The sequence below is a fragment of the Marinomonas sp. genome (genome assembly GCF_039940335.1).
In the GTDB taxonomy this organism is placed as follows: domain Bacteria; phylum Pseudomonadota; class Gammaproteobacteria; order Pseudomonadales; family Marinomonadaceae; genus Marinomonas.
This window is the reverse complement of record NZ_JBDVGW010000008.1, coordinates 114,605-127,594: the sequence shown is the minus strand read 5'-3', so window position 1 is coordinate 127,594 and position 12,990 is coordinate 114,605. Positions and strand designations below refer to the sequence as shown.

Here is a 12,990-nt window from a genome sequence, read left to right as displayed (position 1 = left end):
TACCTCACACCGTTAGGTTTTTGCCGACGGCACGAATTAGGAAGAAGGCAACGATATTGGCAAGCAATACAGCGAATAAACCGCCTGCAGATGCTACACCTACGTCGTACTGTAGTAGTGCTTGGTTATAGATCAGGTACGCAAGGTTGGTACTGTCATAACCTGGACCACCGCCTGTGGATACGAAGATTTCTGCGAAAACTGCTAGCAAGAAAATCGTTTCAATCATGATTACCACGGCAATAGGGCGAGCAAGATGTGGAATAGTCAGGTAGCGGAAAATGTGCCAGCCTGTCGCGCCATCCATTTGTGCTGCTTCTTTTTGTTCTGTGTCTTGAGATTGCAAAGCGGTTACGAAAACCAACACAGCAAAGGGTAGCCACTGCCAGCTCACCATCATAATGACGGAGCCTAGAGGGAAATCCGACAGCCAGTCTATTGGTTCGAAACCAAGGCTCTGGGATATCCAGGCAAAGATGCCGTAAACAGGGTTCATCATCATGTTTTTCCAAATCAAGGCGTTAACCGTTGGCATGATAAAGAACGGAGAAATTAATAATACGCGAACAATATTTTGACCAAAAAAAGGCTTGTCAATCAGGGCGGATAAAGCCACGCCTAGAACAACCGTAACGATCAATACAGACAATAACAATATGAGCGTGTTAGATACGGCCGGTATAAAACCAGGGTCTGTGATGAAGAACTCAAAGTTCATCCAACCCACAAAGTTATTTTGACCTGGGTACAATAAATTGAATCGTATTGTGGAAAAATAAATGGTCATGGATAGAGGAACTATCATCCAAACCAAAAGTAATATGACGGAGGGCGCCATTAATAAGCGAGTAATTGAGCGCTTCATAGTATTGTCTCTTATTATAATCGGAGAGATTGGCCTTTCTACGAGGCTTGCATCAAAGCATAAGAGATAGGGAAATCCCTATCTCTTATGGTGACTAACGGCTAGTAGTAGCCTGCTTGACGCATTTGACGATTGGCAGAGCTGTTAGCAGATTTAAGCGCTTGGTCAACTGACAAGCTGCCTGCTAGAGCACCAGATACCATTTGTCCTGTCGTAGTACCAATTGCTTGGAACTCAGGGATAGCAGCGAACTGTACACCAACGTAAGGAGATGGTTTCAGTGTGCTGTCATTTGGATTAGCAGAGTTAATTGCTTTTAGTTCCGCTTTCGCGAAAACAGCGGCATCTAGGAACTTCTGGTTAGCGTATGTGCTGGCACGAGTACCTGTAGGTACCGCTGCCCAACCATTTTTCTCACCCACTAACTGGATGTATTCTTTAGATGTTGCCCAGCGAACAAATTTCTGTGCTGCTTCAGAATTTTTCGTTGCAGAAGGGATACCCAGTGCCCAAGCCCATAGCCAGTTAGCACCTTTTTCTGTTACAGAAATAGGAGACTGAGCGAAACCTACTTGGTCAGCAACTTTACTTTGCTTAGGATCTGTTACGAAAGAGGCGGCGATGGTTGCATCAATCCACATGCCACATTTACCCGCGTTAAACAACGCTAAACTTTCGTTGAAGCTATTAGAGCTTGAGCCTGGAGGACCGTACTCATTAAGAAGGTCAACGTAGAAGTTAACGGCGTTTTTCCACTCAGCAGATTCAAGTTGTGGTTTCCAATCTTCATCAAACCAGCGAGCACCAAAAGAGTTAGCCATGGTAGTCATAAGGGCCATGTTGTCACCCCAGCCAGCTTTACCACGTAGGCAGATGCCGTAAATACCATTTTCAGGGTCATTTACCGCAGCGGCAACATCACGAATATGTTCCCAGCTGTCGCGATCGTTGACTTCCATTCCCGCCGCTTTAACGAGATCTTTACGATACATAACCATAGAGCTTTCACCGTAGAAAGGCGAAGCGTACATGGTGCCATCGTAAGATAGACCGTTGCGAATAGATGGAAGGATATCTTCTTTGTCGTAGTTACCTGATGTATCTACAGGTTGTAACCAACCACGCTCACCCCAAATCGGTGCTTCGTACATACCAATTGTCATTACATCGTATAAACCACTTTTATTGGCAATGTCTTGTGTAACGTTTTGACGAAGAACACCTTCTTCAAGTGTTACCCACTTAACTTTGATATCTGGGTTAGCTTTTTCAAACTCAGGCGTGAATTTTTGCATTTCGATCATATGGCCGTTGTTTACTGTGGCAATAGTGATCTCAGTTTGAGCGAAGGCATTAGCAGCAGTCATAGCTGCAGATAAAGATACCGCAAGAGTAACGGCGTTCTTGGTAAGGCTTTTCATAGGTTTCTCCCTATCTGGGGTAATTGTTTTTATATTCGTACCTAGTCTTGATGTCTATGATCAAGTAACTACTAATATAAGCTAGACTATAATTGACTCGCTAATACATATATTTCTAATAATTGTACTATTTTGTTTTGTTTGTAATCAAATGTGAAAAAAACAGTCCAAATAATACCGCTTGAGGGTCTTAATTCTTCCTTTAATTTGACCGGTTTAGCTCGCTTTTTTGGCAAAGTGATAGATTTTTGTCTAGGGATTTTCGCTTATGCTTCAAACAGCTATAATGATTTTATCTACAGATGGAGAGAACCGAACATGAGTGAAACAATCGAGTCAATGAGCTTCAATCGCCTGAAATGGCATTGCCGTCGCGGCATGCTGGAATTGGATTTGCTCTTAGAGCCTTTTTTGGATGAAGTGTTTCTGACGCTGGACGAAGAAGACAAAAAGCGTTTTTACAAATTGATCATGTGTGAAGACCAAGAAATCTTCCCTTGGTTTATGCAAAAAGAAGTGCCACAAGATCCAGATTTAGCCCGCATTGTTAATATTATTGTGACTCGTGTTCAGCCTGAGAACTACCGAGCTTAAGGCTTCTCTCTTGGGTAGCGGCTGCACCAGTGCCGTTATCCTTTGCGGTGTCTGGCTACTAAATCATATTAGTATGCCCACCGCCTGGCGTTATGCATATTTTTTGCTAGCGTGTTTGATCTTCATAATCTTGATTGCTAGGCATTTTCTGCAATCAAATCAAACTGTTGGTATAGATGAATTGGGCGCCTATCTGTACACAAAAGGGCATAGGTACCCTTTAACCTTTGTGCGCTTCAACTCTTTGCAGTTGATGGCACGCTACCCTAGATCTCACCGAATATTAGACGTAGTCTGGCCTGCCTATTGTCTAATATACAAAGATAGCCTTCCCACTCAGGCTTATTCTACCCTGCGCTCCTTTGCTGCTCAGCAAAAACTGTTGGGGGACCCAGAACACCATAAATAGGGCTGTTATTGTTTTGGCGTAAGGATGGTCGGTTGGCTATTTGGAAGTTTTTCAGGATAGTCCAAAGTAAAGTGGAGGCCACGGCTCTCTTTTCTAGACATGGCGGACTTAATAATTAGATGCGCCACCACTGCTAGGTTTCGTAGTTCAAGTAAGTCACTGGAGATTTTATAGTTGGCGTAAAACTCTTGGATCTCAGAATGCAGCAAATCGACTCGGTGCTTAGCTCGCAATAAGCGCTTGTCCGTACGAACAATACCAACATAATCCCACATAAAACGTCTTAACTCTTGCCAGTTATGGGCAATTACCACGTCTTCATCCGAGTCGGTTACTTTCGACTCATCCCAATCTGGAATGGAAATGTCCAGCCCTGCTGCTTCGCTGTTAAGGATCTTTTCTGCCGCAGAGCGTGCGTACACAACACACTCAAGTAAAGAATTACTAGCTAGACGGTTGGCGCCGTGTAAACCGGTATAGGCGGTTTCTCCAACGGCATATAAATGCGCTACATCTGTCGCACTGTGTTGGTCGACCACAACCCCTCCACAAGTATAGTGAGCAGCAGGGACCACAGGGATGGGCTTTTTCGTGATGTCATGACCATATTCCAAACAAAGTTTATAAATGTTTGGAAAGTGTTCTTTTATGAAATTCTCGTCTTTATGGGAAATGTCCAGCATGACATGATTAATGCCTAAGCGTTTCATTTCATGGTCAATCGCTCTAGCAACTATGTCTCGAGGTGCCAGTTCGCCACGAGGGTCGAATTTATGCATGAAAGACGAACCATCGGGTAGCAGCAGCTTGCCTCCTTCTCCCCGCACGGCTTCAGAGATAAGGAAGGTTTTGGCTTTAGCATCGTACAAACAAGTCGGGTGAAATTGATTGAACTCCATATTGGCAACACGACAGCCAGCACGCCAAGCCATAGCAATTCCGTCACCAGAGGCGGTATCAGGGTTGCTGGTATACAAATAAACTTTACTGCTCCCGCCACAGGCAAGAGTGATGTGATTACCACTGAAGACTTCGATGGAGTCGTTTTTCAAGTTGAGTGCGTACACACCGATGGCTCGATTCTCTCCTGCTATACCAAGCTTTGCTGTGGTGACTACATCTATGGCCACACGATCAGGAAAAAACTGGATGTTTGGGTGGCTTAAAGCATTTTTAATCAATGTTTTAGAGATGGCTCGCCCAGTGGCATCGGCGCTGTGAATGATGCGTCGATGACTATGACCGCCTTCTTTGGTTAAATGGTATTCATCTCCAGAGCCGAAACGAGTAAAGGGAACACCTTGTTCAACTAGCCAGTCGATGCTGGCTTTTGAGTGTTCTACTGTAAAGCGAATAGCCTCAGGGTCGCCGAGTTCAACGCCGGCATCGATCGTATCTCGAATATGAGAATCCACCGTATCCTTATCGGATAACACAGCGGCAACGCCGCCTTGAGCGTACAATGTTGAGCCTTCACGAATATCTGCTTTCGTTAAAATGGCAACTCGATGGGTGTCGGCGAGCTCCAGCGCTAATGTAAGTCCGGCAGCGCCTGCGCCAATAATGACAATGTCCTGTTTGAAATGCTGGCTCATGATATCGATCTAGTAGGAGAGTAAACTATTAATGTTACTATTGTTGTTGTGCAATAGAGAATACTTTCTTTAGCTGCTGATTAAAAATCTATGAAATAGGTGTCATTTTATAGGGTTATTTTGAAGGATTTTATCAAATTCTGTTGGAACTAGTTGCACTCTTATTTGTCTACTTAACAAGTAGAGCAGAGGACACAGATAAAAACAGTTCCGGAACGAGGTGTCTATGCAGCAAAAAACGTCTTCAGATCAGGCGTTAGTTGAAAAAGTGCAGCAGGGTGATAAGCGTGCATTTGATTTATTAGTGAGTAAATACCAGTACAAGGTGATTGCACTGATTGGTCGTTATGTTCAAGACCGGCATGAAGCGCTAGACGTAGCGCAAGAAAGTTTTATTAAAGCCTATCGAGCTATCGGGAATTTCCGAGGTGAAAGTGCGTTTTATACCTGGTTGTATCGTATTGCGGTTAATACTGCGAAAAACCATTTAGTCACACGCTCTCGCCGGCCTCCGGGCTCGGATGTAGAGCTTGATAACGAAGAGGTCTTTTGTGCCCATGATGCCTTGGCAGATGTGGCGACCCCTGAGGCAAACTTAAATCGTAACCGCTTAGAAGTCGCGATACATGCCAGTATTAAAGCCTTACCAGAAGAGTTACGTGAGGCCTTAACTTTGCGTGAGTTTGAAGGGCTGAGCTATGAGGATATCGCACAAATAATGATGTGTCCGGTTGGTACTGTACGCTCAAGGATCTTCCGTGCAAGAGAAGCGGTGGAAAAACACATACGTCCATTTATGGATACAGGAGATAAGCCATGAGCATATCCGAAGATAAACACATTAGTCGCTTATCGGCGGTGTTTGATGATGAAGCGAGCATCGAAGACCTAGATGCTTTATTGCAAGAAAGCCCCGATGAGCTCAATCAACAATTGCAAAGCTATCAGTTGATTAGACAAACGTTACACAGAGACTCTGTGTGGCAAGGTGAGCCTTTAAATTTAGCGGCACAGATTCGTGACCGTCTAGATAAAGAAGAAGATTACGCGGCAAATGTATTGCCCTTGTCGGCAAAGTCAGTGCCGTCTCAGGCTGTGGTATGGCGTGGTTGGTTCAGTGGTTTAGCGGTTGCTGCCAGTGTTGCCTTTGTGGTGATTTTAGGGGGGAATCATTTAATTAACCCAGAAGCAGAAGTGAACACTACTGCTCAGGTTGAAACACCCCAAGAGCAGCAGCCTGTCAGCGAGGTGGTTGCTATTGCAGAGTTGACAGACAAGCCCTTGCCAGCCGATAGCTTGCGCTTAAAAAACTATTTGCGCGAGCATGCTGAACAAGCTGCTAAAACAGCAGGGCAAGGGATGATACCTATGGCTCGTGTTGTTAGTTACCCGATTGAAGAGAAATAAGGTAGACCTATGAGGTTACTCGTCGTTTTATTCATTGTTATCACTTCTTGCATAAGTAGTGCTCAGCTTTTTGCGCAAGTGAGCACTGCTGACGCCATTGCAAGGCTGAAGCATATGACGGAAGCCTTTGCCGCTTTAAATTATGAAGGGGTGTTTATTTACGCTAACCCGAAGCAAATTAATAGTATACAGGTGCGCCATCAACTCATAGCGGGAGTTGAATACGAAAGTTTGCTGGATTTGGACGGTGATAGTGTGCAGGTACTGCGAGTGGGGGATAGAGTAATTTGTGTCTATCCTGATAAAAACAGTGCCAGTTCTAGAGGCCCATTACTGACTTCCCTACAACATTTTGAGAATTTGCCGGCAGAGCAGTTGGCTTTAGGTTATGACTTTGTTGTGTCCCCAGAGCATGCTCGTATTGCTGGACGTGAGGCGATTGAGATTACTTTGGAGCCAAAAGATGAGTACCGCTATGGGCATGTTTTTTGGCTAGATGTAGAGAACAACTTCCTTCTCAAGCATGTGACATTGTCCACTTCGGATGAGCCGCTAGAAAGAATGCAATTCACCTCGGTAAAGTTTAATACAGACTTGAAAGCCGAAGATTTTGCCCCCAAAAAAGGTACTTACTCAGAGCTAGTACATGAAGAGCCTGCTCGACCTATTAAAAACCAATGGAAATTTGATTGGTTACCCGATGGTTTTAAGCCTGTTTGGCCCCAAGCTCGAGCTCTAAATCATGGCACTAGTATGTTGCTACTATCTGATGGCATGACAACCTTATCAGTGTTTGTTGAGCCCAGTATGAAAACTAAAGCCATGACGGTATTTAGTATGGGAGCAACCCTTGCTGGAGAACGCAGCATCAAAGTTGGTGATCAACTTTACCTACTGACCATGGTGGGTGAAGTGCCAGAAGTGACGATTACAAAATTAATGTCAGTGTTTATGCCTAGGGTACAAGAATGATTGAAGAGTCCGGAACGGTGTTGGCAACAGAAGCAGGTTATGCGGAAGTTGAGACCATACGCACAAGCAGTTGCACTGCTTGTCGAGCACGTCATGCTTGTGGTCATCACGCCATAGCTCAGGTGTCCTCAACGAACCGGATGCGCATGACAGCGATTGACCCATTACAAGTCAGTGTTGGTCAAAAAGTTATCGTTGGCATCCCAGAAGACACTTTATTGCAAGCGTCTATGTGGATGTATATGGTGCCTTTGCTGGGCTTGGTTATCGGCGCTGTTTTACCTTCCCTATGGAGTGGTGGCGCAGGCATTGCGGTAGTTTTTTCTATTCTAGGCTTTATTGCAGGACTTGCCTTTGCTAAACATAAAGCCAAGCTGCAAGCGACTAACCCTGACTTTTACCCGAAAGTATTACGAATTGAACAAACTCGTGGGGAACAAGTGCCCTTGTTGTTTACCCCATGAGTATAAAAAGACTTCACCTGGCACTGTAATGAACTTGGTACGTTTTAAGGAGACCATTCAATGAACAGACTGCTAAAAAAAATGAACCTAGGAATTGTCGGCGTTGTCATGACATTTGCTATGTTCGCCCATGCCGCTGAGTTACCAGATTTCACTGAGTTGGTGGAGGAAGCTTCCCCTGCCGTAGTGAACATTAGTACCGAAACAGTGGTTAAAAATGCCTCTACTGGCAGTAATGGACAAAGTCAGTTACCGCCTAATAGTGAGGAGCTTAATGAATTCTTTAGGCATTTCTTTGGTCAGCAGCCTTTTGGCCAGCAACAAGCGCCACAGGAAAAACAGCGTAATTCATTAGGTTCGGGTTTCATTATTTCACAAGATGGTTATGTACTGACCAATAATCATGTGATAGATGGTGCAGATGTGATTCATGTGCGCCTAAATGACCGTCGTGAATACTTAGCAGAGCTGGTGGGTACAGATCCTCGTACCGATTTGGCGCTGTTGAAAATCGAAGCGGAAAACTTACCTACCGTGACCATGGGTGAGTCTGATAAATTAAAACCGGGTCAATGGGTGTTGGCGATCGGTTCACCGTTTGGTTTTGATTACACAGTGACAGCCGGCATCGTGAGTGCGACAGGTCGTAATCTGCCATCCGATAGTTATGTGCCTTTCATCCAAACGGATGTAGCCATTAACCCTGGTAACTCTGGTGGCCCTTTATTTAATCTAGATGGCGAGGTAGTGGGTATTAACTCACAAATTTATACTCGCTCCGGTGGTTTTATGGGGGTTTCTTTTGCTATCCCCTCTAAAGTGGCAATGTCCGTTGTTGACCAGTTAAAAGTCGACGGCAAAGTATCTCGCGCATGGTTGGGTGTTTTGATCCAAGACGTCAATAATGAGCTTGCGGAATCCTTTGGTTTAGACCGTCCACAAGGTGCGTTAGTCAGCCGAGTGATGGATGATTCTCCAGCCGAAAAAGCGGGTTTAAAATCTGGTGACATCATTTTGTCCTTCAATGATGAAGATATTGAACACTCTGGCGAGTTGCCTTATGTGGTTGGCCAAATGAAAGCGGGTGATGAAGTCACCGCTGTTATTTACCGTGACGGTAAAAAACAAAATATTGACGTTACCTTAGAAGCACGTTCTGGCGATGAAAACTCACCTACGGAAGCGCAAAAAGAGCTAACACGCCTAGGTATGAAGGTGGCTGAAGTGCCAAGCGATGTAGCAGCCCGTTTAGACATTGAGGGTGGTGTTGTGGTCGAGCAAGTGCTTGGTGGTGCCGCATCACACAATGGTTTACAACAAGGGGATGTGATCACCATGTTGAATGGTCAGCGCATTGAAGGCGTTACGGAATTCAAAGCCATTGCGAAAAGTATTCCGAATAACCGCTCTGTACCAATGCGAGTGATTCGTGGCGGCTACCCTATGTTTATCCCGTTCAAAATAGAAGGGTAATTTCTATACGTTTAAAAAATGGGCCTCGTTCTAAGAACGAGGCCCATTCTTGTTGTTAGCGTAGAGAATTCGCTAGCTTGAGGGTTTATAAACTTTTAGCGAAAATTTTAGAGTTACGCTGGTAGTTATACAGAGCTTTCTTTTGCGTTGGTAACTGCTCTAAGCTAGTTTCACTAAAGCCATGCTCGATAAACCAATGAGCGGTTCGAGTTGTGAGTAAAAAGACCTGAGTCAATTTAAGTTTCTTAGCCGCTTGTTCTATTCCCTTAAGCAAGCGTTCGCCACGATTTTCACCACGGTAGTTTGGCGACACGGCAAGGCAAGCAAGCTCCCCTGCATTTTCGGACTCGAATGGATAAAGCGCCGCGCACGCGACAATTGCACCGTCTCTTTCTATCACAATGAAACGGTCAATTTCATTTTCCAGTAATTCACGTGAACGTCTTACGAGCGCGCCTTTTTCTTCTAGAGGTGCGAGTAAGGCCATCATACCGCCTACATCATCAATGTTGGCGGGTCTAAGCTTCTCATAGCTGTCTTCATCTATCATGGTGCCAGAGCCTTCTCGAGTGAAAAGTTCACGGATTAAGCCACCATTAATGTTGTAGGAAATTAAATGGGCTCGGGGAACATTTTTCCGTACGGCACTAACGCATGCACTTAAGGACGCATGCATACTAGATGAAAGGTTTTGACTTTGTAGAATGTCTTCAGCATCTTTGGTTAAGAGTTCAGAATAGAGTTCACCATCTTGAGTGAAAATCCCTTCTTCTTCAGAAAAAATAACCAACTTATCGGCTTTAAGTTGTACCGCAGCTTGTACTGCGACATCTTCACTTTTGAGGTTGAATACTTCACCGGTTGGTGAAAAGCCGAGGTGCGGTAAGAGCACCATGTTGTCATCTTCAAGCAAGCGAAAAATAGCTTCTGTGTCTATGCGTCGCACTTCTCCAGAATGACCATAGTCAATACCTTCTACTACACCAAGAGGTCGAGCGATCACATAATTACCACTACAAACTTTTAGGCGGGCGCCTGCCATGGGGGTGTTGGAAAGTCCCATGGAAAGCTGAGCTTCGAGTTGTACCCGAACGGCTGCAGAGGCTTGGATAACATTAAGAAGTTGCTCTTGTGGTGTGACACGATATTCGCTGCCTAGTTGGTTAAGCTGCTTGCCTTTGGACAAGACTCTGTCAATTTGTGGACGAGCGCCTTGCACAAGCACAAGACGAATTCCTAGTGAATCTAATAGAGCTAAGTCATGAATGATGCTGGAGAAATGCTCGCATTCAGCCGCTTCTCCAGGGATAAGGATAACGAAAGTTTTACCCCGATGGGCATTAATATAAGGGGAAGAATGGCGAAACCAGTCTACATAATTTAATTCGTCAGACACGCTATTCCTCGTTATTCTGATGTTGGTCCGTCAAGCAAAAGCGTTCAACCAAGCCGCGGATAACTTGTTGCATGGGTTGAATCTGGTCAATTGCCATAAACTCATTTGGCTGGTGGGCTTGATCAATCGAGCCGGGCCCTAGGATAAGTGTTTCCATTCCCAGCTGGTTTAAAAATGGTCCTTCTGTCGCAAATGCCACCGTACTGGCATGGCGTTGAGTTAAGGATTCACAAGCCTTAATAATAGCGGATTCTGTTGGTGTGTAAAAAGAGGGAACGTCTGGGAAAAGGCTATTAAGTTGGATTTTTGTGCCAGTTTTTCTCTCAATGCCTGGCAGTCGCTGAGAAATCTCTGCCATTAGGCTTTGATTGCTCATGCCGGGTAAGGCTCTAAGGTCAAATTCAAGCTCACAGCGGCCACAAATTCGATTGGGGTTGTCGCCCCCATGAATGCAGCCAAAATTCATAGTTGGATAGTCTATAACGAAGTTTGCATCACGATATTGGTGCTTTAACTCCGCACGAAATGTCATCAGCTCAGACATTACCGCATGCATTGCGTCAAGGGCATTATTCCCCAGTGCAGGGTTGGATGAATGGCCTGCTTGCCCTGTTACTTGAATACGCTCCATCATGATTCCTTTGTGGGCGTGGATGGGGGTTAATGAGGTGGGTTCACCGATTAAAGCGTAGCGGGCTTTTACCTTGTTTTGAGTCACCAAGGCTCGCGCACCAGACATGGAGCTTTCTTCATCCGCTGTCGCCAAAATAATCAGTGGTTGAGAGGTGTTAGTAATGGTCATTTGGCGAACCGTATCAATGACAATGGCAAAAAAGCCTTTCATATCGCAACTGCCTAGGCCGTATAGACGTTGGTCTTTTTCTTCGAGCTTAAATGGGTCTGACTGCCAGCGTCCTTCATCATAGGGCACTGTATCGGTATGGCCTGAGAGTACCAGTCCTCCATCGCCTTGACCCAAGGTGGCGATCAAATTGAATTTGTTTGGCTGGTCGGGAAGAGGCATCACTTCACATTGAAAACCGAGAGAACTTAGCCAGCTTTCGAGTAATTCAATAACGCCTTGGTTTGACTGATCCCAGTGTGCCTGACTACAACTAATAGAGGGGCTGGCAATAAGCTGAGACATCATGCTAATAAGCGATGGCGTTTGGCTCATACGATTCTCCTTGAATCGAGTAGAAAGCGAATATTACGACTCCTAGCAGGGTATCTGATAGACTTGGGATAGGGAAGGCATACCGATGTTTTCTCATCAGACAACTAGAGAAAAGGCTCAGTAACAGCGAGTTTAATTCGCGAATTTGTGAGTCTACATTAGGTAGCTTTGTGCATTAGTGAGTGCAAGGCTCAAAGAGGTTAATAGAGAATGGCAACGGAATTAGAGCTTAAGTTAATGGTGCACAGCGAACATCTTAAGCTGGCGAGTGAGTTTTTAGATCAATACTGCAGTACAACATCGACCTCTGTTCGCCAAAGTACATTAGCCTTGATGAATGGCTATTATGACACCAACGAGTCTTTGCTAAGAGAGTCAGGTATCGCTTTACGTATTCGAGCGGTGAATCAACAATACATTCAAACCGTCAAAACACGTGGTAGTAGTCGTATCGGAATGCACGCTCGTGGCGAGTGGGAATGGCAGCTCGCTAATGACCAACTGGATCTCAATTTACTGCAAGAAGTCCCTCTTCCTTCTGCATTGCAGGACATGGCTTGGGGGCGTCAGCTAGTGGAAGTTTTTCGTACGGATTTTCAGCGTCAAGTTTGGCGAGTCGAGGCGGCTAGTTGTGTCATGGAAGTGGTGAGCGACCAAGGTCGAGTGACTTCTAAATATGGTGAAGATGCCATCAGCGAACTAGAGCTAGAGCTAAAAAGTGGTGATGAAGTTGGGTTGTACGAGTTTGCTCGAACCATTGCTGAGCAAGTACCATTACAAGTGAGTGTGGTCTCAAAAGCCCAAAAAGGCAGTCGTTTACAGCATGGTCATATTGATTTTCCCGATAAGCCTAAGGGCAATCTGGAGCCTATGGCATTAGCGGCCTACTGGTATGAAGTCTGGTTGGTGTATTGGGAAGCCATGTTCTTTATGAAAGACGAGGTGCTCATTCAGCCCGTTAGGGATTCGATGGCTCAATTAGGGCGTTGCCTGCCTAAGGATCTACAAGAGCCGTTAGTGCAACTTGATCGTTTGTTTGAACAGCAAGCGATGCATTTTGAAACCGAAGTGGTTAGTCAAACCAGTCATGAAACATTGCTGGCTTTTGCCAGCATGAAAGAAACGGGCCTTGCTATGCTTGAAATTGGTTTATGGCTCAATAAACAAAGTGTTTAAGGAAGGTACGAACAAGTCCACTGGCTTCAGCATGTGGATAA

Annotated in this window: 12 protein-coding genes; 7 read left to right on the top strand and 5 right to left on the bottom strand. The window is 45.1% G+C overall.

Annotated features, from left to right (window positions below; genetic code table 11):
• Window positions 1-4: 4 nt before the first annotated feature.
• Together ABJF92_RS05765 and ABJF92_RS05760 are read right to left on the bottom strand one after the other, a co-directional pair.
• Complete coding sequence (locus ABJF92_RS05765; RefSeq protein ID WP_446814863.1) at window positions 5-865, bottom strand: carbohydrate ABC transporter permease; 861 nt, start codon at window positions 863-865, stop codon at window positions 5-7.
• Between the two features lie 101 nt (window positions 866-966).
• A complete protein-coding gene (locus ABJF92_RS05760) occupies window positions 967-2,286 on the bottom strand; it encodes an ABC transporter substrate-binding protein (RefSeq protein WP_446814862.1) in 1,320 nt (439 codons plus the stop codon).
• A 318-nt stretch (window positions 2,287-2,604) separates the two neighbouring features.
• On the opposite strand from ABJF92_RS05760, the gene ABJF92_RS05755 reads away from it, so the two are divergent.
• Window positions 2,605-2,880: an FAD assembly factor SdhE gene (locus tag ABJF92_RS05755; RefSeq protein WP_445977474.1), complete on the top strand. Its 276-nt coding sequence runs from the start codon at window positions 2,605-2,607 to the stop codon at window positions 2,878-2,880.
• A 414-nt stretch (window positions 2,881-3,294) separates the two neighbouring features.
• On the opposite strand, the gene nadB is transcribed toward ABJF92_RS05755, so the two are convergent.
• Window positions 3,295-4,884, bottom strand: a complete 1,590-nt coding sequence (gene nadB, locus ABJF92_RS05750) for an L-aspartate oxidase (protein ID WP_446814861.1) — start codon at window positions 4,882-4,884, stop codon at window positions 3,295-3,297.
• Window positions 4,885-5,110: 226 nt separating this feature from the next.
• Between nadB and rpoE the strand changes: the two genes are divergently transcribed.
• Genes rpoE through ABJF92_RS05725 form a run of 5 tightly spaced genes read left to right on the top strand, consistent with a single transcriptional unit; the run spans window position 5,111 to window position 9,200 of the window.
• On the top strand, window positions 5,111-5,704 hold the full coding sequence (gene rpoE, locus ABJF92_RS05745) for an RNA polymerase sigma factor RpoE (protein WP_446814860.1): 594 nt from the start codon (window positions 5,111-5,113) through the stop codon (window positions 5,702-5,704).
• A complete protein-coding gene (locus ABJF92_RS05740; protein ID WP_446814859.1) occupies window positions 5,701-6,291 on the top strand; it encodes an RseA family anti-sigma factor in 591 nt (196 codons plus the stop codon). The genes rpoE and ABJF92_RS05740 overlap by 4 nt, the downstream gene beginning before the upstream one ends.
• A gap of 9 nt (window positions 6,292-6,300) precedes the next feature.
• The gene (locus ABJF92_RS05735; protein ID WP_446814858.1) at window positions 6,301-7,263 is read left to right on the top strand and encodes a MucB/RseB C-terminal domain-containing protein; all 963 of its coding nucleotides are present in this window, start codon (window positions 6,301-6,303) and stop codon (window positions 7,261-7,263) included.
• Window positions 7,260-7,727, top strand: coding sequence for a SoxR reducing system RseC family protein (locus ABJF92_RS05730; protein WP_446814857.1), 468 nt, complete (start codon window positions 7,260-7,262; stop codon window positions 7,725-7,727). The genes ABJF92_RS05735 and ABJF92_RS05730 overlap by 4 nt, the downstream gene beginning before the upstream one ends.
• 60 nt (window positions 7,728-7,787) lie before the next feature.
• Window positions 7,788-9,200, top strand: a complete 1,413-nt coding sequence (locus ABJF92_RS05725; RefSeq protein ID WP_446814856.1) for a DegQ family serine endoprotease — start codon at window positions 7,788-7,790, stop codon at window positions 9,198-9,200.
• An 85-nt stretch (window positions 9,201-9,285) separates the two neighbouring features.
• On the opposite strand, the gene argA is transcribed toward ABJF92_RS05725, so the two are convergent.
• The gene (argA, locus tag ABJF92_RS05720; protein WP_446814855.1) at window positions 9,286-10,596 is read right to left on the bottom strand and encodes an amino-acid N-acetyltransferase; all 1,311 of its coding nucleotides are present in this window, start codon (window positions 10,594-10,596) and stop codon (window positions 9,286-9,288) included.
• 1 nt (window position 10,597) lies between these two features.
• Window positions 10,598-11,773: an acetylornithine deacetylase gene (gene argE, locus ABJF92_RS05715; RefSeq protein ID WP_446814854.1), complete on the bottom strand. Its 1,176-nt coding sequence runs from the start codon at window positions 11,771-11,773 to the stop codon at window positions 10,598-10,600.
• Window positions 11,774-11,983: 210 nt separating this feature from the next.
• On the opposite strand from argE, the gene ABJF92_RS05710 reads away from it, so the two are divergent.
• On the top strand, window positions 11,984-12,949 hold the full coding sequence (locus ABJF92_RS05710) for a CYTH domain-containing protein (RefSeq protein WP_446814853.1): 966 nt from the start codon (window positions 11,984-11,986) through the stop codon (window positions 12,947-12,949).
• Window positions 12,950-12,990 lie beyond the last annotated feature (41 nt).

Bases quoted from the DNA above. Each gene is read 5' to 3' on its own strand.
- ABJF92_RS05765 (WP_446814863.1), bottom strand. From the start codon at position 865: ATGAAGCGCTCAATTACTCGCTTATTAATGGCGCCCTCCGTCATATTA.
- ABJF92_RS05760 (WP_446814862.1), bottom strand. From the start codon at position 2,286: ATGAAAAGCCTTACCAAGAACGCCGTTACTCTTGCGGTATCTTTATCT.
- ABJF92_RS05755 (WP_445977474.1), top strand. From the start codon at position 2,605: ATGAGTGAAACAATCGAGTCAATGAGCTTCAATCGCCTGAAATGGCAT.
- nadB (WP_446814861.1), bottom strand. From the start codon at position 4,884: ATGAGCCAGCATTTCAAACAGGACATTGTCATTATTGGCGCAGGCGCT.
- rpoE (WP_446814860.1), top strand. From the start codon at position 5,111: ATGCAGCAAAAAACGTCTTCAGATCAGGCGTTAGTTGAAAAAGTGCAG.
- ABJF92_RS05740 (WP_446814859.1), top strand. From the start codon at position 5,701: ATGAGCATATCCGAAGATAAACACATTAGTCGCTTATCGGCGGTGTTT.
- ABJF92_RS05735 (WP_446814858.1), top strand. From the start codon at position 6,301: ATGAGGTTACTCGTCGTTTTATTCATTGTTATCACTTCTTGCATAAGT.
- ABJF92_RS05730 (WP_446814857.1), top strand. From the start codon at position 7,260: ATGATTGAAGAGTCCGGAACGGTGTTGGCAACAGAAGCAGGTTATGCG.
- ABJF92_RS05725 (WP_446814856.1), top strand. From the start codon at position 7,788: ATGAACAGACTGCTAAAAAAAATGAACCTAGGAATTGTCGGCGTTGTC.
- argE (WP_446814854.1), bottom strand. From the start codon at position 11,773: ATGAGCCAAACGCCATCGCTTATTAGCATGATGTCTCAGCTTATTGCC.
- ABJF92_RS05710 (WP_446814853.1), top strand. From the start codon at position 11,984: ATGGCAACGGAATTAGAGCTTAAGTTAATGGTGCACAGCGAACATCTT.